The sequence below is a fragment of the Streptomyces sp. NPDC043853 genome (genome assembly GCF_056436025.1).
Genome location: NZ_JBWKDJ010000014.1, coordinates 73,257 through 93,660, shown reverse-complemented (window position 1 = coordinate 93,660; position 20,404 = coordinate 73,257). Strand labels below are relative to the sequence as shown.

19 protein-coding genes and 1 pseudogene are annotated in these 20,404 nt (G+C 73.1%); 10 read left to right on the top strand and 10 right to left on the bottom strand.

Features of this window, described 5'->3' with window-relative positions; genetic code table 11:
- Window positions 1-84 precede the first annotated feature (84 nt).
- Both AC067U_RS29940 and AC067U_RS29935 read right to left on the bottom strand, forming a co-directional pair.
- Window positions 85-672, bottom strand: coding sequence for a dihydrofolate reductase family protein (locus AC067U_RS29940; protein ID WP_478832933.1), 588 nt, complete (start codon window positions 670-672; stop codon window positions 85-87).
- Window positions 669-1,271: a TetR/AcrR family transcriptional regulator gene (locus AC067U_RS29935; RefSeq protein WP_478832932.1), complete on the bottom strand. Its 603-nt coding sequence runs from the start codon at window positions 1,269-1,271 to the stop codon at window positions 669-671. Before AC067U_RS29935 ends, AC067U_RS29940 begins: the two co-directional genes overlap by 4 nt.
- A 168-nt stretch (window positions 1,272-1,439) precedes the next feature.
- Between AC067U_RS29935 and AC067U_RS29930 the strand changes: the two genes are divergently transcribed.
- Complete coding sequence (locus AC067U_RS29930; protein WP_478832931.1) at window positions 1,440-1,916, top strand: macro domain-containing protein; 477 nt, start codon at window positions 1,440-1,442, stop codon at window positions 1,914-1,916.
- A 57-nt stretch (window positions 1,917-1,973) separates the two neighbouring features.
- Here AC067U_RS29930 and AC067U_RS29925 read toward each other — a convergent pair whose 3' ends face one another.
- Window positions 1,974-2,423, bottom strand: coding sequence for a nitroreductase family deazaflavin-dependent oxidoreductase (locus tag AC067U_RS29925; RefSeq protein WP_478832930.1), 450 nt, complete (start codon window positions 2,421-2,423; stop codon window positions 1,974-1,976).
- Window positions 2,424-2,555: 132 nt separating this feature from the next.
- Window positions 2,556-3,539 carry an NADP-dependent oxidoreductase gene (locus tag AC067U_RS29920; RefSeq protein ID WP_478832929.1) on the bottom strand — a complete coding sequence of 328 codons (984 nt, stop codon included), beginning with the start codon at window positions 3,537-3,539 and terminating at the stop codon, window positions 2,556-2,558.
- Window positions 3,540-3,633: 94 nt separating this feature from the next.
- Between AC067U_RS29920 and AC067U_RS29915 the strand changes: the two genes are divergently transcribed.
- Entirely contained in the window at window positions 3,634-4,605 is a 972-nt protein-coding gene (locus AC067U_RS29915) for a GlxA family transcriptional regulator (protein ID WP_478833021.1), read from the top strand.
- 494 nt (window positions 4,606-5,099) lie between these two features.
- Here the strand turns inward: AC067U_RS29915 and AC067U_RS29910 are convergent, their stop codons facing one another.
- From AC067U_RS29910 to AC067U_RS29895, 4 genes are all read right to left on the bottom strand, one after another.
- Window positions 5,100-5,300: a hypothetical protein gene (locus AC067U_RS29910; protein ID WP_478832928.1), complete on the bottom strand. Its 201-nt coding sequence runs from the start codon at window positions 5,298-5,300 to the stop codon at window positions 5,100-5,102.
- Between the two features lie 108 nt (window positions 5,301-5,408).
- Entirely contained in the window at window positions 5,409-6,416 is a 1,008-nt protein-coding gene (locus AC067U_RS29905; RefSeq protein WP_478832927.1) for a YdcF family protein, read from the bottom strand.
- Window positions 6,417-6,438: 22 nt separating this feature from the next.
- The gene (locus AC067U_RS29900) at window positions 6,439-8,064 is read right to left on the bottom strand and encodes an N-acyl-D-amino-acid deacylase family protein (RefSeq protein WP_478832926.1); all 1,626 of its coding nucleotides are present in this window, start codon (window positions 8,062-8,064) and stop codon (window positions 6,439-6,441) included.
- Window positions 8,065-8,106: 42 nt separating this feature from the next.
- The gene (locus AC067U_RS29895) at window positions 8,107-9,390 is read right to left on the bottom strand and encodes an alanine racemase (protein WP_478832925.1); all 1,284 of its coding nucleotides are present in this window, start codon (window positions 9,388-9,390) and stop codon (window positions 8,107-8,109) included.
- Between the two features lie 237 nt (window positions 9,391-9,627).
- Between AC067U_RS29895 and AC067U_RS29890 the strand changes: the two genes are divergently transcribed.
- A complete protein-coding gene (locus tag AC067U_RS29890) occupies window positions 9,628-10,044 on the top strand; it encodes a RidA family protein (protein WP_478832924.1) in 417 nt (138 codons plus the stop codon).
- Window positions 10,045-10,197: 153 nt separating this feature from the next.
- On the opposite strand, the gene AC067U_RS29885 is transcribed toward AC067U_RS29890, so the two are convergent.
- Both AC067U_RS29885 and AC067U_RS29880 read right to left on the bottom strand, forming a co-directional pair.
- Window positions 10,198-11,529 (bottom strand): M14 family metallopeptidase, encoded by a 1,332-nt coding sequence (locus tag AC067U_RS29885; protein WP_478832923.1) that lies wholly within the window; start codon window positions 11,527-11,529, stop codon window positions 10,198-10,200.
- A 354-nt stretch (window positions 11,530-11,883) separates the two neighbouring features.
- Entirely contained in the window at window positions 11,884-13,581 is a 1,698-nt protein-coding gene (locus AC067U_RS29880; RefSeq protein WP_478832922.1) for a chitinase, read from the bottom strand.
- A gap of 442 nt (window positions 13,582-14,023) precedes the next feature.
- Between AC067U_RS29880 and AC067U_RS29875 the strand changes: the two are divergent.
- The 7 genes and pseudogenes from AC067U_RS29875 to AC067U_RS29845 all read left to right on the top strand — a co-directional run.
- Window positions 14,024-14,863: pseudogene (locus AC067U_RS29875) on the top strand (hypothetical protein); the annotation flags it as partial.
- A 76-nt stretch (window positions 14,864-14,939) separates the two neighbouring features.
- Window positions 14,940-15,647, top strand: coding sequence for a Flp pilus assembly protein CpaB (cpaB, locus tag AC067U_RS29870; RefSeq protein ID WP_478832921.1), 708 nt, complete (start codon window positions 14,940-14,942; stop codon window positions 15,645-15,647).
- Between the two features lie 7 nt (window positions 15,648-15,654).
- Window positions 15,655-16,953 carry a CpaE/TadZ family protein gene (locus AC067U_RS29865; protein ID WP_478832920.1) on the top strand — a complete coding sequence of 433 codons (1,299 nt, stop codon included), beginning with the start codon at window positions 15,655-15,657 and terminating at the stop codon, window positions 16,951-16,953.
- A 3-nt stretch (window positions 16,954-16,956) separates the two neighbouring features.
- Window positions 16,957-17,319, top strand: coding sequence for a TadE/TadG family type IV pilus assembly protein (locus AC067U_RS29860; RefSeq protein WP_478832919.1), 363 nt, complete (start codon window positions 16,957-16,959; stop codon window positions 17,317-17,319).
- A 344-nt stretch (window positions 17,320-17,663) separates the two neighbouring features.
- Window positions 17,664-18,017, top strand: a complete 354-nt coding sequence (locus tag AC067U_RS29855; protein ID WP_478832918.1) for a TadE/TadG family type IV pilus assembly protein — start codon at window positions 17,664-17,666, stop codon at window positions 18,015-18,017.
- 104 nt (window positions 18,018-18,121) lie between these two features.
- Window positions 18,122-19,465 (top strand): CpaF family protein, encoded by a 1,344-nt coding sequence (locus AC067U_RS29850; protein ID WP_478832917.1) that lies wholly within the window; start codon window positions 18,122-18,124, stop codon window positions 19,463-19,465.
- Window positions 19,462-20,400, top strand: a complete 939-nt coding sequence (locus AC067U_RS29845; protein ID WP_478832916.1) for a type II secretion system F family protein — start codon at window positions 19,462-19,464, stop codon at window positions 20,398-20,400. The genes AC067U_RS29850 and AC067U_RS29845 overlap by 4 nt, the downstream gene beginning before the upstream one ends.
- Window positions 20,401-20,404: the final 4 nt, after the last annotated feature.

Sequence of the window (20,404 nt, the reverse complement as noted above, 5' to 3'; positions counted from 1 at the left end):
CCGGCGGCGGGGGTGGCCACCGGTGCGGCCTCCCCGCCAGTCCCAGAATGCGCCCCCGCGGGGGACCGCGGCAAAGCTGCCCGGTCAGGCCGCGTGGACCACGTCGTACGTCGTCTGGGTGAAGCCCGCGCCCAGTGTGCGGGTCGAGCGGAGGGCGAGGTCGACGTCCCGGTCCAGCTTCCCGAAGAGCGGCAGGCCCGAGCCGAGGAGGACGGGCGCGGTGGTGATCGTGAGTTCGTCGAGGAGGTCCTCGCGGAGGAAGGTCTGGACGGTGACCCCGCCGTCCACGTAGACGTTCTCCGCGCCCTGCTCCGCGAGCGCGGCCAGCAGCTGGGGGAAGGAACGGTGGACGGTGACGCGCGGGTCGTCGGTCTCCAGCGTGCTGCTGAGGACGGCCACGCGCTTGCCCTCGTACGGCCAGAAGCCGAAGGTCAGCACCTTCTCGTAGGTGTTGCGGCCCATGGCGAGGGTGTCGATCCCGGCCATGAACGCGTCGAAACCGGCGTCGCCGGCCTCCGCGCCGCGCTCGGTGAGCCAGTCGATGTCCCCGTCGGGGCGGGCGATGAACCCGTCCAGGCTGACGCCGATGGTGGTGGCCGTACGGAAGGGGAGGCGGGCGGGAGCGGGGACGGCGGGAGCGGTGTGGGCGGGGCCGGGCGTGGCGCTGCTCATGCGGGCGCGGTGTCCTTTCGGTAAGGGGCGAGGGCGAACCGGAGGGCCTGCTTCTGGCGGTCGGCGAGGCCGGCCTCGCGGTCGACGGCCCACAGCATTCCCGTGCCGCTCACGGCCGCCTGGACGGCGGCCGCCAGGGCCGCGGTATCGGTGCGCGGGAGGAGTTCGGCCGCCTCGACGGCCCGGTCGAGCAGGGCCCGGACGGCCTCCGTCTGCGCCTGCTGCGCGGCGAGCGCGAGCCGGTGGAGCTCCGGGTCGGCGAGGTCGACGCAGAGGAAGGCCAGGTGGTGGGCGAAGGCGGTGGGGGAGGCCAGCGGCTCGTGGGTCGCGGCGACCAGCGCTTCGAGGGCGTCCAGGGGCGAGGCGTGCTCCGCCCCGGCCCGGTCGGCGAAGCCGCGGGCCTGCTCGGCGCTGTGCGCGGCGAGTGCGAGCAGCATGCCGCGCTTGGACCCGAAGCGCTGGACGAGGGTGCCGGGCACGAGCCCGACCTCCCGCGCCACGGCGGCGAGGGTGAGTTTCGCCGGTCCGAGCCGTCCCATCACCTCGACCAGCGCCCGCAGGATGACGGCGTCGTCGATCCCGCGCGGACGTCCTGCCATACCCGTGCACCTCCGGCCTTGCCCGTCGTGTCGTGTCCGGTTCACCGGACGCGGCGGCCATTAATGAATGCCTGTGCATTTATTAATGCACGAACGGCCCGCTCCGGGCAATCGCGATCACCCGGTTCCGGTCGGGGCGATGTCGGACCCCTGCGGCAGGATGGGCGGATGAAGGCGCTGAGGATCGTCAAAGGGGATGCCACCAGTCCGCAGGCCAAGGGGCCGAAGCTCATCGCGCACGTGTGCAACGACCTGGGCGGCTGGGGCAAGGGCTTCGTGCTGGCCGTGTCGCGCCGCTGGCCCGAGCCGGAGGCCGCGTACCGCGCCTGGCACCGGGAGCGCAGTCGCAACGACTTCGGGCTGGGCGCCGTGCAGCTGGTGCAGGTGAAGCCGGACGTCTGGGTGGCCAACATGGTCGGCCAGCGGGGGATACGGACCGGCAGCGGGGGTCCGCCGGTCCGGTACGAGGCGGTGGCCCGCTGCCTGGAGGTGCTGGCCGGTCACGCAGAGGACCTGGGGGCCTCGGTGCACATGCCGCGCATCGGGTGCGGGCTCGCCGGCGGCAAGTGGTCGCGGATCGAGCCGCTCGTCGTGGACGCGCTCTGCGCCCGCGACCTGGACGTCACGGTCTACGACTTCGACTGAGGGCGGCGTCTCGGGCGACTCGGGCGACTTCGGTGACTCGGGCGGCCCCGGCGGTCCTCAGCGGTCGACGAGGACCAGCGGGATCTCGCGGTCCGTCCGCGCCTGGTAGTCGTCGTACGCCGGCCAGAGGCCGGTCATCAGGCCCCAGTACGCCTCCCGCTCCTCCGGGATGGCCGTGCGGGCCTTCGCCTGGAAGACCGCCGGGCCGACCTGGAGGCGGACCTCGGGGTCGGCGCCCAGATTGAGGTACCAGTGCGGGTGCCTGTCGGCGCCGCCGTTGGAGGCGATCAGGACGTAGCGGCCGGCGTCCGCTTCCTCGCCGTAGATCAGCGGGGTGCGGACCGCCCGGCCGGAAACGCGGCCGACGGTGGTGAGCAGGAGGGTGGGGACTCCGTGCCAGAGGTGCCCGGCGGCCCCGTCCGTCTCCACGTACTCGCGTACGTGGTCGAGCTTCCAGCCCGGCTGCGGATCTCTGGGGTGGTCCCAGTCCACGTCGGCCATGTGCATGTGGGGCTGCCTCTCCGCGCGTTGGGCGACTTGCGCGGTTAACGACAGGCAACGTCCGGAGTAACGTCAATCATTCCGTTTTGTGGCGGTGATCGGCTTGTATGCCTGGCTTGTGTGCCCGGCTCTCGCGCGTCACCGGGGGCGGGAGTGGGAGTCGACGGTCAGGACGATCTTCCCGACGGTGCGGCCGGAGGCCGACAGCTCATGGGCCTTGCCCACCTCGGCGAGCGGGAAGGTCTCCGCGATGTGCGGGCGGAGCAGCCCCTCGGCGGCCAGCGCGGCGATCTCCTTCATCCCCGCGTGATCGGCCTCCACCGCCATGAACACCGCCCGGAGGCCGAGCCGTTCCGCCTCCTCCGCCAGCACCGCCTCGGCCGGCGAGGCCAGGGACACCACGATCCCGCCGGGCCGCAGCGTGCGCAGCGACCGGGGGCCGTACGCGCCGCCCACGGTGTCGAGGACGACGTCGATGTCCGTGGCGGCGGTCACGAAGTCGGTGGTGCGGTAGTCGATCACCTCGTCGGCGCCCAGCGACCGGACGAACTCGTGCTTGGCGGCGCTCGCGGTGCCGATCACGTACGCGCCCCGGGCCTTGGCGATCTGGACCGCGAGGTGGCCGACCCCGCCGGCCGCCGCGTGGACCAGGACGCGCTGTCCGGGCCGTACGTCCGCGGTGTCGACCAGGGCCTGCCAGGCCGTCAGGGCGGCCAGCGGCAGGGCGGCGGCCTGAACGTGGTCCAGGCCGGCCGGCTTGTGGGCGAGGTGGCGCGCGGGGGAGGTGGCGTACTCGGCGTAGGTGCCGGCCGGGGAGGGATGGCGCGGCATGCCGAACACCTCGTCGCCGGGCCGGAAGAGGGTCACGCCGATGCCGACGGCCTCGACGGTGCCCGAGAGGTCCCAGCCGAGCGGGACGGGCGGGGCGTCGGTGCCGGCCAGGCCACCGGTGGCGCGGTGCCAGACGTCGGTCGGGTTGACCGCGGCGGCGCGGATCCGCACGAGCACCTCGGCGGGGCCGGGCTCGGGACGGGCGGTCCCGGTGACCCGGAGCACCTCGGATCCGCCGAACCCGTCCTGCGTAACGGCCTGCATGGTCTCGTTGGTGTAAGTCCTCGTCATGTGATCAAGGCTGCCGGGCGCCAACTCGCCCAACCAGTGGCCGGAGTGACACGATGTGAACAGATCTGGCCATGAGTGGGACGGGGGGGTGCCTGTGCACCGGGTCGTGGTGCTGGCGCTGGAAGGGGTCTATCCCTTCGAGATGAGCATTCCGGTACGGATCTTCGGCACGGTGGAGGGCCCGGCCGGCGAACCGCTGTACGAGGTCCTCACCTGTAGCCTCGACGGGCGCCCGGTGCGCACCAGTGCCGACTTCACCGTGGCCGTCGAGCACGGCGGCGAGCTGGTCGGCACCGCCGACACGCTGGTGATCCCGCCTTTCACCTGCGGTGTGGGCCCCGACGCGACCACCCGCGACTGGTTGCCGGACGAGCTCGCGCGGGCCCTGGGCCGGCTGCCGGCCGGAGCGCGGATCGTGTCCATGTGCACCGCCTCGTACGTCCTGGCCCGGGCGGGCCTGCTGGACGGGCGGCGGGCCGCCACCCACTGGAACGAGGCGGAGGCCTTCCAGCGGGCGTTCCCGCAGGTGGACGTGGACGCGGACGTGCTCTTCGTGGACGGCGGGAACGTGCTGACGGCGGCAGGGGTCGCCGCCGGGGTGGACCTCTGCCTGCACCTGGTGCGCCGCGACCACGGGAGCGCGGTGGCCAACCGGGTGGCCCGGCTGTGCGTGGTCCCGCCGTGGCGGGAGGGCGGGCAGGCGCAGTTCATCGAGCGGCCGGTGCCGGAGCCGTCGGAGGCGAGTACGGCGGCCGCCCGCGCCTGGGCACTGGACCGGCTCGCCGAGCCGATCGCGCTCGCGGAGCTGGCCCGGCACGCGGGAATGAGCGTACGGACCTTCTCGCGCCGCTTCCGGGACGAGACCGGCATGACGCCGGGGCAGTGGCTGACCCGGCAGCGCGTCGAGCACGCGCGGCGGCTGCTGGAGGTCACGGACCTGCCGGTGGACCGGATCGCGGCGGATGCGGGGCTGGGGACGGGGGCGTCCCTGCGACGGCATCTGGCCGCGGCGATCGGCGTGGCGCCACTGGCTTACCGCCAGACCTTCCGAACAAAGCTCACCTGACCGTGCCGCTCAGCCCTCCCGCTCCGCTGCCGTGGGGCGTGCGTGCCGGCCCCGTCCGGCCGGCCGTGTGGGCAGGCGTGCCGCAGGGCGGCACGGGTGGGCACACGGCACCCCGGTCCCGCGAGGGCTCGCGCAGCCACCCCGCGCCCCGGTCCGGCTGCGGTCCGGGCCCCGTCCGGGCGGAGCTCCGCTCATGGCTGTGCCGGGGCCGGCGAAGCCACCGCCCTGGCCGGGCGGCGCTGCGGCGAAGCGCGCCATGGCTTCGGTGGGGCGGGAGCGAGCCCGTTGGGCGGCGTTCCGGTGTGCCCACCCGTTCCGCCCTGCGGAACGCCTGCCCACACCTCCGGCGGAGGTGCCTGCCCGCACCTCGGCGGAGGTGCCTGCCCGCACCTCGGCGGAGCTTGGCGCGGGCCGCCAGGCCTTGGCGGAGCCGAAAGGCCCGGGAGCGGGGAGGCGCAGGGCCCCGCTCCCGGGCCTGGAGGGCGCTCGGGCGATTACGGAAGGAATCGCTCGATGACGCTCATGCCCTCCTTCTCCATCAGCTTCCGGGCCTTTTCGACCCGCTCCGGAGTCGGGTCGGCACCCGTCGCCATGACGAGGTCTTCCGGGTCGTAAGCGCGGTCCCGCTCGCCCCCGCTGTTCAGCCGGGCCGGGCGGCTTTCGCTCTTGGGCTGCTTGTCCGCTTCACTTGCCATCTCGTACCTCCATCGGATCCCCGGAACCCCATCCTCCGGCCAGCCGTGCATGAACGCACGTCGAACGCACGTCGGACGCACGTCGGACACGCAGCGGACCCGCCCCGCTCAGATGCCCAGGCCCACCAGCACCCCGAAGGCCGCCAGTACCGCGCAGATGCCCAGGTTGACCACCCGGTGCTCCCAGAACACCGCCACGAACTCCCGGATCGTCGCGCTCGGCCAGAAGTACCGGGCCGTCGGCGAGCCCAGCACCTGCCCGTTCACCCCCGCCTTGCGGGCGGTCATCGCCGCCCGGAAGGCGTGGAAGTTGTTGGTGACCACCACGCACCGGTAGTCCGGCCGGTCCGCCTCCATCAGCTCCCGGCTGAAGGCCATGTTCTCCGTGGTCGTCCGTGACCGGTCCTCCACCCGCACGTGCTCCGCCGGCACCCCCCGCTCGATCAGCCAGTCCGCCATCGCCCGGGCCTCCGCGACCTTCTCGTCGGGCCCCCGCCCGCCCGAGGTGAGCAGCAGCGGGACCCGCCCGCCCCGCTCCAGCTGGGCGGCGTGGATCCGCCGGCCCTTCTCCAGCCGGGAGGCCAGCAGCGGCGGCACGCGCTCGCCACCGATCAGGCCCGAGCCCAGCATCACCACGTAGTCCACGTCCCCGCGCACCCGGATCCGCCCGTAGAGGAAGGCGTACCCGAGGAAGCACACGAAGATGAAGGACACGTACAGCGAGAGCAGCAGCAGGGCCAGCACCACCCCGTCGAGCACCGGCGAACCCCGGGTGCCGACCACCACCAGCAGTGCGACCATTCCGTAGATCGCGAGCCCCACCAGCCCGGAGAGGAGGTTCGCGGGCCGCCGGCCCTCCTTGCGGACCATGGTGAGGCCGTTGGCGATCAGCAGTCCGCCGAGCACCAGGATCCCGACGGCCGGTGCGAGGAACAGCAGCACCACCACCGTGACGGCCACCGGACCCGGCAGGTGCCGCAACTGGAACAGCAGGGCCGGGAGCAGGCTCAGGAAGGTCAGCCCGAGCAGCACCGCGTTGCGGAAGCGGCGCCGGTCCTCCCGCACGCTCACGCAGAAGACGAGGAACAGGACCACGGCCGGGGCGAATGCGAGCATGTGCCCATCGTACGAAGGGGGATCAACACCGTTTCGGGCCAAGGCCGGTGGCGGTACGGCCGAAGGGCGTCCGGCGCACCGAACGCCCCGCCAGCACGTCCGTCCGCCGCCCGTCCCGTACGACGAACCGCCCGTCGATCAGCACGTGCGGGATCCCGCGCGGCAGCCGTCTCGGCTGCTCGTACGTCGAGCCCGCCGCGACCGTCCCGGGATCGAACAGCACCAGGTCGGCCCGGTACCCCTCGCGCACCAGGCCCCGGTCGGGCAGCCGCAGCCGGGCCGCCGGACGGCCCGACAGGTGGGCCACGCACTCCTCCAGGCCCAGCACCCCCAGCTCGCGCACGTAGCGCCCCAGGTAGTGCGGGAAGGTCCCGTACGCCCTCGGGTGCGGCTTGGCGCCCTGCAGGATGCCATCCGAGCCCCCGGTGTGCGCCGGGTGCCGCATGATCGTCCGCACGTTCTCCTCGTGGCCCACGTGCTGGAGCACCGCCGTCCCCAGCCGGTCCGCCAGCAGCAGCCGCCGTGCCGTCTCCCAGCCGTCCAGCCGCCGCCCCACGTACGCGCCGGCCAGCGCGGGGTCCCGTACGCCCGACACCTCGACCGTCGACCAGTCCACCGGCACCCCGTGGCAGCCGTCCGAGCCCGTCACCTCCAGCGCGTGCCGGATCCGCCCGGCGGCGGCCGGGTCGGCCAGCCGCGCCAGCAGCGCCTCCGGGCCGCCCTCGTGCGCCCAGCCCGGCAGCAGCGCGGCCAGCGTCGTGCAGCCGGGGGTGTACGGGTACGTGTCCAGGGTGATGTCCGCCCCCTCCGCCAGGGCCGCGTCCAGCAGGGAGAGGAGGTCCCCGGCCCGGCCCGCGTTCTCCGGGAAGTTCATGGTGGCGTGCGCCAGGTGCAGTGCGCAGCCGGCCCGCCGCGCCAGCTCGACCATCTCGGCGTAGGCGGCGAGCGCGCCGCGCCCGTACGAGCGGTGGTGCGGGCAGTAGTAGCCGCCGTAGGCGGCCACCACCCGGCACAGTTCGGTCAGTTCGGCGTCGTCCGCGTACATGCCGGGGGTGTAGGTGAGCCCGGAGGACATGCCGACGGCGCCGTCGGCCAGGCCCTCCGCGACCAGTGCGCGCATCCGGTCCAGTTCGGTGTCGGTGGCGGGCCGGTCGGCCCAGCCGAGCGCCTGCGCCCGTACGGTGCCCTGGGGGACCAGATAGGCGGCGTTGACGGCGATGCCCTGTCCGCCGAAACCCCGGTCGAGCCGGTCGAGGTACTCGCCGACGGTCCGCCAGTCCGGGTCGACGCCGACCTCGTCGGGGTCGCCGTTCCAGCCGGCGATGGCGGTGCGCACCCCCTCCAGGGTCCGGTCGTCGACGGGGGCGTACGACAGCCCGTCCTGGCCGAGCACTTCGAGGGTGACGCCCTGCGCGGCCTTGGCGCTGTGGTCCGGATCGCGGAGCAGCGCCAGGTCGCTGTGCGCGTGCATGTCGACGAACCCGGGCGCGAGGGCGAGCCCGTGCGCGTCGACGGTGACCCGCCCGGCCGGGACCCGGTGGTCCCGCCCGATGACGGCGATCCGCCCCTCGTGCACGCCGACGTCGGCACGGTAGGAGGGCCCGCCCGTGCCGTCGACGACGCGGGCCCCGCGCAGGACCAGATCCATCGGCCGGAAGCCCCCCTCGGCTCGCGGTCCTCCGGCTGGAGGCTAGAAGAACGTCCGGACGCAGTCGGTGACCGTCCCGTCGGGTTCGACGACGGGGATCAGCGGCCACTTCTCGAAGATGGTGCACGGGTGGGCCATGCCGAGCGCCACCCAGTCGCCGACCTGGAGGCCGGTTCCCTCCTCCGTCTCCAGCCAGGCGTGCTGGTCGGACAGCTTGGCCACGGTGATCCCGGTGCCGGGCCGCTCCCGGCCGTCCGCCCCGCGCACGGCCAGCACCTGCGGCAGGCCCAGGTCGTAGGCGATGTCCCGCTTGCCGGCGTTGACGAAGGCCTGGCCGGGGGTGGGGCGGGAGACGACCTGGGTCCACAGCCGGAAGGCGGGCCGCAGGCCGCCCTCCTCGGGGATCCGGTTGAAGGGGGTCAGGCCGGAGTACCAGCCGTGGTCGTGCGAGAGGTACGCGCCGGAGCGCAGCAGCTTCAGGACCGGCAGGGAGAGCTCGGGGACGGCCGAGAACACGTCGGCGACGACGTCGAACCACTCGCTGCCGCCCGCGCTCACGATGATCTCCGTCAGGTCCCGCCCGGCGAACAGGCCGGCCTTGTCGAAGTCGGCTGCGAGTGCCACCAGCCGCTCCAGCCAGGCCCGGACCGTCGTCGCGTCGGCCCCCGGCATGGTCGCCTCGTAGCCGGCCACCCCGCACAGCCGGAGGGTGTCCGCCGCGGCGACCGCGGCGGCGATCGCGTGGCATTCGGCCTCGCTCCGCACCCCGGTGCGCCCCTCAGCGCCGGCGCCGAGCTCGACCACCACGTCGACCGGGCGCTCGGTGTGTCCGCGCAGGGCGGCGTCCATCAGCTCGACCCCGCGCACGGAGTCGACGTAGCAGACGAAGCGGAAGCCGGGGTCGGCGGCGAGTTCCGCGGCGACCCAGCGCAGGGCGGGCGCGTCGACGAGTTCGTTGGCGAGGAAGACCGTCCCGATGCCGAAGGCGCGGCAGACCCGGGCCTGGTGGGGCATGGCGACGGTGATGCCCATGGCCCCGAGCTCGATCTGCCGGTCGAACAGCTGCGGGGCCATGCAGGTCTTGCCGTGCGGCGCGAAATCGAGTCCGTGGCGCTCGCAGAAGGCGGCGAGGGCGCCCAGGTTGTGCTCCAGGGCCTCGGCGTCGAGGGTGAGGACGGGGGTGGTGAACCCTCCGGTGTAGAGGCTGCGCCGCTGCGCGGCCAGCTGCCCGACGGTGAGCCCGGCGGCCTCGGCGTCCGGGGGGAGGCCCTTGAACCGGTGGTCGAGGGGCTCTTCGGCAAGCCGCCGGGTCGCTTCGCTGGCCATTCGGTACGTACCTCCGGGGTGTTGCAGGCGTGGGACGGGCGGACCGTGGTGCGGACGCCGTCACCTGCTGTCTAACACTCCGCCGCCCCCCGGGCAACGTCCCCCGTCCCCCTTCCGGCCCGGCGGCCCCGGCCCGCCACCGCCGAGCTCCACGCGCGCCCCAGGGGGCCTCGTCACCCGCCGGGTAAGGATGGGGCCGAGATCAGTTCAGTCGGGAGACAGGAGAAAGAGAACAAGATGAGCGACAAGACCGCCGTCACGCCCGCCGGCCACCCCGCCCCGCCCGCCCGGTTCTCGCACGGCGTGCGCAAGGGGAACCTCCTCCAGGTCGCCGGCCAGGTCGGCTACCTGCCCGCCGTCCCGGGACAGCCGCCCGCCGTCGCCGGCCCCACCCTGCGCGAGCAGACCCTCCAGACCCTGGAGAACGTCCGCTCGGTGCTGGAGGCCGGCGGCGCGAGCTGGGACGACGTCGTGATGATCCGCGTCTACCTGACGGACACCGCGCACTTCGCCGAGATGAACGAGGTCTACGACGCGTACTTCGCGGAGCACCTCAAGGAGTTCCCGGACGTGCCCTCCGCCCGCACCACCGTCTACGTCGGCCTGCCCGCCGGCCTGCTGGTCGAGATCGACGCCCTGGCCGTCCTCGGCTGAGTCCGGCCGGACGGCCGGCCACCGGACGCGGCGCCCGGCCGGAAAGGGCGCCGGCCGGAAACGGCGCCGGCCGGGGACCGCCCGGAGGGCGCCCCTCCCAAGGCGGGGCGCCCTCCGGCCTGCCGGTGGTGTCGGCCGCGCGTCAGGCACGGCTCACGTGCAGTACTGCGCTTCCTTGCCGATCGACCGGTACATGCAGTCCGCGTTCTCCAGCAGCTGGAGCACCGCGTCCCGGTTCCGGCTGGTCTCGCGCTCGATCACCTCGTCGGGCGGGTAGAACCCGCCGCCACCGCTGCGCGGGTACATCTCGAAGGTGTAGCCGAAGATCTTCTGGTTGCCCCACAGCCAGTCGTCGATCGTCCCGTCCGTGATGTACAGGTCGCTCGACTGCTCGGGGGTGTAGCCGTTGCTGGCGGCCATCTTCTGGCCGACCGCCTTGAAGGCCCCCAGGTCGTCGGCGGTCAGGCCCGGCGCGGTGTCGTTGTACGTCCAGCCGAACGGCCACAGCACGAGCTCGCTGTAGGTGTGGAAGTCGACGGCGGCCTTGATCTGCTGCTTGCCGCCGACCACCCGGCCGCGGACGAAGTCGGAGACCACCTTCACCTCGGGCGCCGACTCGGCGGCCGCCCCGCGGTAGGTCTCGGAGCTCCTGCTGCCGCTGGAGCCGCCGCAGCAGCCCCACTTGTAGTCCCAGTTGCGGTTCTCGTCGGTGCCGACGTACGAGGAGCCGGAGTTCGGCTGCCGGTTCTTGCGCCAGGACCGGTAGGAGCCGGTGGCGATGTCGTACTCGCCGCCGTCCGGGTTGAGGTCCGGGATGATCCAGATCTCCCGGCCGTTGACCATGTTGGTGATGCGGGAGTCGGTGCCGTAGTCCTCGCCGAACTCGCGCAGCAGGTACAGGGCCATCTCGACGGTCAGGTGCTCGCGGGCGTGCTGGTGGTGGGTGAAGAGGACCTCGGGCTCGTTCTCGTCGGTCCCCACGTTGTCGCTGATCTTGATCGCGACGAGGTCGCGGCCCTGGTACGACTTGCCGATCACGCGCTTGCTCATGATGTTCGGGTACTGCGCGATCCGCTGGTCGATCTCGGCGCTCATCTCCGCGTAGTTGTGGTAGCGGGAGTCGGCCGAGGGGAAGTCCATGGGGCTGGCCGCGATGCCGGGGATCGAGCGGTCCGGCGGGCCGGCCAGGGCCTCCAGCTTGTACCCGAGTGAGCGCAGCTTCCTGGCCTGCATGGTGTCGGCGCTGACGACCACCGTGTGGTCGTCGACCTCGTCGATCGAGACGCCGTGGCGGAGGAGCGCGGTCCGGTCGGCCGGGGTGGACGGGCCGTGGATCCGGTACTGGACGATGGCCTCGTCCTGGGTGGCGGTGGACGGTGTCGGGGGTGCCGAGGCCGTCGCGCTCATGCCGTAGGCGGGTGCGCCGAGCGCGAGCGCCAGCAGGGCCGCCGTGACGGCGGACCTCCGGCGGGTGTGTAGCCGCATGCGATCTCCTGGGTCGGGAGTGTGGGGGGTAGGCCGTGTCTTTCGGGATCAGGCCGGGCCCGCGGCGTGCTGATCCGGCCTGATCCGAAAGACACGGCCTGGCCGTGCGGACGCGCACAGCGTGCGCTCCTGACATGGCCCGGTCAAGTACGCCAACCGGCCATCCCCACACATGCCCGCTATCCGGAAACCGCAGCACGCTCCCGGCGCACTACGCCCGTGCGGACGAGGCGGCCTGACGGGGCGACAGCCGACGGGGCCGGCGGGGCCCGCCGGATCTGGCGACGGCCGCCCCGTCTGCCCCGGGGCGGCCGTCCCACTGCAGCGGACCCGGCCCGTGCGGCCGGAAGGCCGCTACGGCAGCCCGTGCACCTTCGGCCCCACCGCGTTCGACCAGGCGTTCCCCGCCTTCGCGTCCCAGTTCGTCGACCAGGTCATCGCCCCGCGCAGCGCCGGGTAAGTCTTCGAGGGCTTGAAGGTGCCGCAGTTCGTCCCCCGGGCCAGGCAGTCCAGGGCGTTGTTCACCACGCCCGGGGCGACGTAGCCGCTGCCCGCACCGCTCGGCGAGGCCGGCAGGCCCAGGCCCACCTGGGAGGCGTCGAGCCCGCCCTCCAGCTGGATGCACGCGAGCGCGGTCAGGAAGTCCACCGAGCCCTGGGAGTACACCTTGCCGTCGCAGCCCAGCATGGAGCCGCTGTTGTAGTACTGCATGTTCACGACGGTCAGGATGTCCTTGACGTTCAGCGCCGTCCGGAAGTACGCGTTCGAGGTCGACTGCATGTCGATGGTCTGCGGGGCCATCGTGAGGACCAGCGAGGGCCCGGCCTTCTGCGACAGCGACCGCAGGGCCTGCGTCATGTAGGTGGAGTTGAGCCCGTTCTCCAGGTCGATGTCGATCCCGTTGAAGCCGTACTCCCGCATCAGCGCGTACGCCGAGTTCGCCAGGTTCTCCGCGGAGGCGGAGTCGTTGACCGAGATGGTCCCCTTCTCCCCGCCGATCGAGAGGATGACCGACTTCCCGGCCGCCTTCTTCGCCGCGACGTCCGCCTTGAACTGCGCGACCGTGTAGCCGCCGAGACCGGCCGAGTCCAGGTTGAAGGTGATCGCGCCCGGCGTGGCCGTGGCGTCGGCGAAGGACACCGCGATGATGTCGTACGCGCCGGGCACGTCCGAGATCCGCTGGACGGTCGCGCCGTTGTTGAAGTTCTGCCAGTAGCCGGTGACCGCGTGCCGCGGCACGGACGGGTTGCCCGGGTCCGTGCCGCCGCCGCCCGTGGTGGTGCCGCTGACCGGCGCCGACTTCGGCCCTTCACCCGCCTGGTTGAAGGCGCTCACCTGGAAGGAGTACGTGGTGGCCCGGGTGAGCCCGGTGATCTGCGCGGTGGTCCCGGTGACCGTGGCCACCCGGGTGCCGTCCTTGTACACGTGGTAGCCGTCGGCCCCGCCCGCCGCGTTCCACGAAAGGGTGAGCGCGGTCTCCGACTGGCCGGAAACGGTGAGCCCGGCGGGTGCGCCCGGCACGGAGGGGCCGGGACCGGTGCCCCCGCCGCCGTCCGGCCCGAACACGCTGAACTCGTCCACGTGGAAGGCCGGCTGCCCGTACCAGCCGTGCGTGTAGACGGTCACCTCGGTGGTGTTCGCCCCGGTGGTGAAGGTGGTGGACAGCTTCTGCCAGCCGCCGCCCGAGCCGGGGGTCCAGGTGGAGACGTCCTGGGTGCCGGTGCCGGTCGCGCCGAGGTACACGTACGAGCCCTGGACCTGCGCGCTCAGCGTGTACGTGGAGTTCGGCTTGACCTTGACGGTCTGGCTGCAGCGGGCGTTGTCCTGGCCGGCCGGAGTGGCCTTGAGGGCGCCGGCCCCGGCGTACACGGGGGAGGCGACGGCGGCGCCGGTGCCGCCGGAGCAGCTCCAGTCGGCGAGGCCCGATTCGAAGCCGCCGTTGCGGACGTTGTTCACGTCGGCGGCCTGTGCGGTGCCGGTCGCCAGGGCGGTCAGACCGGTCACGGCGAGCGTGGCGGCGACGGGCAGGGCGAGGCAGCGTATGCGGTTCACATGGGCTCCGTGGGGGGAGGGGAGGAGGCGGCGCGGGGAACAAGTGGGGGATCCCACGGCCGAGTTGCTCCAGGGTTGGTCCAGACCAATCCTCGTGTCAAGAGTCTGCGCAAAGTGGCCGGAAACGATCGGAGACGGCTTCCCGGTTGTCCGGGTTTCCAGCCACCTGTGACATGTGCTCCCGGCATGGGAATCGGCAAGGCCCTGCCTGACCGGCGACGACGCGGTTATGGTGCTGCGCAGGAGGGATGGGGGCATCGCCGGCGGCACCGGCGGAGCGTCGGCCGCTCACGGTCGCGCAGCGCGTGCGACCTGCGTGACGTACGTACCGGGCGCGTGGGGAGCGCCCACAGGAACGTGCGGTGCACCAGGGGAACGTGCGCTGCGCCTACGGGGACGCCCGCCGGACACGCCCGCGGGCCAGGGGAACAGGGGGATTCGCGTGCCGACCGCCATCGCCGTCACCAGCGCCGACCTGGTGCTGCCCGCCCCCGACCGGCACACCACGCCGGCCGCCGTCCTGCACCCGCCCGACCGGCAGGACCTCGAAGGCGCCCTCACCGACACCACCGCCCTGCTCGACCGGCACGGCCATCTGCTGGTCCTCGTCCCGGACTGGCTGCCCGCCCCGGCCGCCCGCCGGCTGCACACCGTACGCGCCATCCTGGAATCCGACCGGATCGCGCTCCTCCCGGTCGATCTCCCGCCGCTCGGCACCGCCCTGCTGGCCCGTCAGCTCAGCCAGCTCACCGTCTGCGACTTCAGCCCCGGAGTCATCGCCTCCGCCGCCCGGCTGCTCTCCCACTACATCTACGCGGGCGCCGTGCTCGGCACCGTCGCCCGGCTCGACCGGATCCCCGTCGACCTCAAGGCCCACGCCCGCTCCTGGTCGCCGAGCGCCCAGTTCTCCGTACTGGCCAATCCGGGGCCCCACCTGGCCCGGCTCGGCCCCGGGGCGGAACTGCCGCCCGGCCCGCCCTTCGGCACCCACCTCGCCTTCGCCTGCGGCAAACTCGCCGGGGACTGGCCCGCCGCCGAACTCGGGCCCGCCTGGCAGGTCCAGGGGGTCATGGAACACCCGCTGCCCCAGGACTCACCCGCCTGGTGGGGCACACCCAAGCTGATCGAGTTCGCCGCGGCCATCCCCGACATCGGAGTCCTCTACCAGCTCGTCGCCTCCGTCCGCCGCGAGGAATGCCGCTGGTGCGGCCTCGAACTCATCGGCGACCGCTGCGGCTTCTGCGCCACCCCGCTCCAGGCGGCACCGGCGGCGGCCCGCCCCTGACCGCCGCACCCCGCCGGCCCCGCTCCACCCCTCCAGACCCCTGATCCGTTCCGAACGACGAGGTCCACGGCTCATGAACTCACGCCAGCGCCGCGGCGTCATCCTGCTGCTCCTCTCCGTCCTCTGCGCGATCGGCGCGTTCGCCGGAGTGGCCGCGGTGATCGGCGACGTCAACTCCAAGGTCGGCCCCGAGGTGGAGGCGTACCGGGTGAAGAGCGACATAGCGCCGCACACCGCACTGGACGCCGCGAAGTTCGAGAAGGTCACCATCCCCGAGCGCTGGCGCCCCGCGACCGCCGTCACCGACCTCGGCACGGTCAACGGCAAGATCACCCTCACCACCCTGAAGAAGGGCTCGCTGCTCCAGGCGGACATGTTCGTCGACCGCCCGCGGCTGCAGCCCGGCGAGCAGGAGATCGCCATCATGATCGATGCGTCCACCGGTGTCGCGGGCAAGGTCCGCTCCGGGGACAAGGTGAACATCCTCGGCACCTTCAAGGGCAAGCGGACCACCGACCCCGACCGCTCCGTGATCATGGTGTCGAACGCCAGGGTCATCGACGTGGGCCGGCTCACCCCGGTGGAGAAGTCCGGCGACCGCAAGGGCACCGGCACCGTCGACGCCGTCCCGATCACCTTCGCCGTGAACGCCAAGGACGCCCAGCGGGTCGCGTTCTCCGAATCCTTCGCCGAACACGTCCGCCTCGCCCTCGTGGCCCCCGGCTCCGAATCGGCACCCCCGGGCGCCGACCGCTGGTACACCCTCGACGGGGACAAGTGAGGCCGGCATGACCACGACCCGAATCCTCCCCGCGACGGGAGACCCCGAGGCGGCCCGGACCGCCGTCACCCTGCTCAGTCAGCTCCCCTCCGTGGAGCCGGCCCACCCGGTGGCCGACTCCTCCACCCTCCTGGACGTCCTCTCCCGGCTGGCCGCCGAATCGGTGGACCACCTCCCCGAGGTCGTCCTCGTCCACGAACGCATCGGCCCCCTCCCCGCCCTGGACCTCGTCCGGGAGATCGCCCTCCGCTTCCCGGCGGTGGGCGTCGTCCTGGTCACCTCCGACACCGGCCCCGCCCTCTTCTCGGCCGCCATGGACGCGGGCGCCCGCGGCCTGGTCGGACTCCCCCTCTCCTACGACGAACTGGCCGCGCGGGTCCAGGCCGCGGCCCAGTGGGCCACCGGCGTACGCCGCCACCTCGGCGGGGGCGGCCCGGCCGGGAGCGGCGCCGCGGACCGCTTCACCGGCCCCGGCAGCGGCCGGGTCGCCACCGTCACCGGCGCCAAGGGCGGGGTCGGCACCACCTTCTGCGCGGTCCAGTTCGCCCTGGCGGCGGCCGCGGCGGGCCGCCGCACGGCCCTGCTCGACCTGGACCTCCAGGCCGGGGACGTCGGTTCCTACCTGGACGTCCAGTTCCGGCGCTCGGTCGTGGACCTGGCCGGCATCCAGGACATCTCCCCGCGGGTCCTCGGGGACGCGGTGTACGAACACCCGACGGGCCTGGCCCTGCTGCTCGCCCCGGCGGACGGCGAACGCGGCGAGGAGGTCGACGACCGCACCACCCGCCTGGTCCTCTCGGCCCTCCGCCACCGCTACGAACTCGTGGTCGTGGACTGCGGCACCCAGATGACCGGCGCCAACGCCACGGCGGTGGAACTGGCGGACGTGGCCGTCCTGGTCACCACCCCCGACGTGGTCTCCGTCCGCGCCGCCAAACGCATGGTCCGGATGTGGGAACGCCTCCAGGTCCGCAAGCCGGAGGACACCACGATGGTGGTCAACCGCTGGACCCGCAGCACCGAGATAAACCCCTCCCTCATCGAGAAGATCACCCGCACCCGCCCGACCCGCACCCCGGTCCCGGCGAACTACAAGGAACTGGCCCCGGTCCTGGACGCGGGCCGGGTCCAGGACCTGGACGCGAAGTCCCCCGTGAAACAAGCCCTGTGGAAACTGGCCGCCGAACTGGACCTCCTCCGCCCGGCAACGGACGAGCAGCCCGAGCCGGCCGGCACCCTGGCCCTCCGCACCCCGGGCAAGGTGGCCCGCCTCCGCGCGCCCCGCCGCGGCACCCGGGAGGGCTGACCCATGCGACGGGCGCCCGCACTCCGCCGAGACCAGGGCCAGGTGGCGATCGAGTTCGCCGGCATGCTCCCGCTGATCCTGCTCCTGATCGCAGCGGTCTGGGAGTGCGTCCTGATCGGCTACGCCTTCTCCCTGGCGGGCAACGCCGCGGACGAGGGCGCACGTGCGGGCGCGGTGGACGGCGACTGCCCGGCAGCCGTGCTGAGGCACGTGGGCGCCTGGGAGGCGGTGCCGACCTGCGGCCCGGAGGGAAACCTCTACCGCGCCAGGGTCACCCTCAGGATCCCGGTCCTGGTCCCCGGCCTCGACACGGGCCTCACCGTCACCGGCGAGGCCGGCGCAGCCATCGAAAGGGAGAGGGACTGATGCCCGCCTACCCGGAACACACTGCCGCGCCCGGCCCCGAGGCGCCCGGGGCGCAGCCCCGGCGGGTTTCAGGGCGGAGCCCTGTGGGGTCCGGGGCGGAGCCCCGAGGGGGTCCGGGGCGGAGCCCCGAGCAGGGGGCACAGCCCCAGGGGGTTTCGGGGCGGAGCCCCGAGGGGTGTGGGGCGGAGCCCCGGCGGGGTCCGGGGCGGAGCCGTGCGGGGTCTGGGGCGGAGCCCCAAGGGGGTCCGGGGCGGAGCCCCGGTTTCGGGAAGGGGCGGGGAGGGGAAATCGCCCCGCAGGGCCCCACCCCGGCCATCACCCGCCACACCCGCGACCGCGGCCAAGTGGCCCTGGAGTACCTCGGCTTCCTGCCGATCCTCCTCCTCGTAGGCCTCGCCGGCATCCAGCTCGGCTGGACCGCGTACTGCGAGCAGCAGGCCGAGACCGCCGCCCGCACCGCCGCGCGCGTTGCCGCCCGTACGGACACGGACGAAAACCCCGTAGCCGCAGGCATCGCAGCCGGCACGGCAGCCGTCCGCCCGAGCATCCGCGGCGCCACCGAGGTCCGGGTCACCGCCGGCGAAGACGTCACCACGGCCACCGTCCGCATCACGGTGAACTCCATCATCCCCGGCCTCGACATCGACGCACGCGAACGCACAGCCAGCATGCCCAGCGACCGCAAGAAGGGGACCTGACCCATGACCCGCGTACCGGGGCACCGCACCGCCCCAGCACACCGCCGCGGGTCCGGGCAGCGGCCCGCACCCACCCGCCGCCGCCGAAGGGAGGGCCGCCGCCCATGAGCCTCCGCTCCAGGGTCAACACCCCCGACGACCGCCCGTCCCACCGCCCCGGCGAGGACGGCCGCCTCGTCTCCTCCTACCGCGCCAAGCTCCTCGAAGAGATCGACCTCGCCGAGATGTCGGCGCTCGCGCCGACCGAACGCCGCGCCCGCCTCGAACGCGTCCTCGGCCACCTCATCAGCCGCGAGGGCCCGGTCCTCTCCACCACCGAACGCGCCGCGCTCATCCGCCGCGTCGTCGACGAAGCCCTCGGCCTCGGCGTGCTCGAACCCCTCCTCGAAGACCCCACCGTCTCCGAGATCATGGTCAACGGCCCCGACCACATCTACGTCGAGCGCGCCGGCCGCGTGGAACAGCTCCCGCTCCGCTTCGCCAGCCACGAGCAGCTGATGCAGACCATCGAACGCATCGTCTCCGCCGTCAACCGCCGCGTGGACGAGGCCAACCCCATGGTCGACGCCCGCCTCCCCACCGGCGAACGCGTCAACGTCATCATCCCGCCGCTCTCCCTCACCGGCGCCACCCTCACCATCCGCCGGTTCCCGCGCGCCTTCACGCTCACCGAGCTGATCTCCCTCGGCTCGCTCGACGAGCAGATGCTCATGCTGCTCTCCGGGCTCGTACAGGCCAAGATGAACGTGATCGTCTCCGGCGCCACCGGCACCGGCAAGACCACCCTCCTCAACGCCCTCTCCGCCCTCATCCCGGACGGCGAGCGCATCATCACCATCGAGGACTCCGCCGAGCTCCAGCTCCAGCAGCCGCACGTCATCCGCCTGGAATCCCGCCCCGCCAACGTCGAGGGCAAGGGCCGCATCACCATCCGCGACCTCGTCCGCAACAGCCTCCGCATGCGCCCCGACCGCATCATCGTCGGCGAGGTCCGCGGCGGCGAGACCCTCGACATGCTCCAGGCCATGTCCACCGGCCACGACGGCTCGCTCGCCACCGTGCACGCCAACAGCGCCGAGGACGCCCTGATGCGGCTCCAGACCCTCGCCTCCATGTCGGAGGTGGAGGTCCCCTTCGAGGCCCTCCAGGACCAGATCAACAGCGCGGTGAACGTCGTCGTCCAGCTCACCCGGTTCGCCGACGGCACCCGCCGCATCACCGAGGTGTCCATCCTCGACTCGCACGGCCGCGAACCGTTCCGGATCACCACCGTCTGCCGGTTCGCCGCCCAGCCGATCGCCGCCGACGGCCGCGTCCACGGCTGGTTCCAGTACTTCCCGCTGCCGCGCCGCGTCGCCGAACGCCTCTACATGAACAACCAGCCGATTCCGCCGGCCTTCGGAGTCGCCGGCAACGACGACCAGCTCACCACCCGGACCGCCCTGTGACCCTTCCCGTCGCCCTCACCCTCGCCGCCGCCCTGCTGGCCGCCGTCCTGCTCGTCTACGGGCTGCACGCGTACGTCAAGGGCCGCGCCGAACGCACCGCGCTCATCCACCGCCTCTCCGACTCCGGCGAACCCGAGCCGGTCGGCCGCCGGCGCCGCTTCCGCACCGTGGACCGGCGGCTCCGCCGCACTGCGCTGGGCCGCCGCATCGAACTCAAGCTCGCCGCGACCGGCCTGGACCTCACCCCCGGCGAGTTCTTCGTCTACATGGCCGCCTCGGTGGCCGGCGTGTGGATCGTGGCGGCCTCCCTCCTCGCACCGTTCTTCGGCCCGGTGGCCGGCCTGATCGGCCTCTGGTCGGCGAACGCCTTCCTCAACTGGCAGCGGGCCCGCCGTACGGAGCGCTTCATCAACCAGCTCCCCGAACTGGCCCGCATCCTGGCCAACGCCACCCAGGCCGGCCTGGCCCTCCGCACGGCCATCGGCATAGCCGCGGAAGAGCTCGAAGCCCCGGCGGGGGAGGAACTGGGCCGGGTCGCCAACCGCCTGGCCGTCGGCCACTCCATCGAGGAATCACTCGGCGAACTGGCCGACCGCCTCCCCTCCCGCGAGCTCTCGGTCCTCGTCTCCACCCTGGTCCTGTCGGCCCGGGCCGGCGGCGCGATCGTGGGCAGCCTCCGCAACCTCACGATCACGCTCGAACAGCGCAAGGAAACCCGCCGCGAGGTCCGCACCCAACTCTCCCAGGTGACGGTGACGGCCTACCTGATGCCCTTCATCGGCCTGGGCTCGCTCCTCCTGGTCGACGCGATGATGCCCGGCGCGCTGGAACGCATGACCGGAGCCATCCCCGGCCAGATCGCCGTCCTGGTGGCACTGGGCCTCTTCGCCCTCGGCTTCGTCTCCATCCGCCGCCTGTCGAAGATCGAGGTGTGAGCCG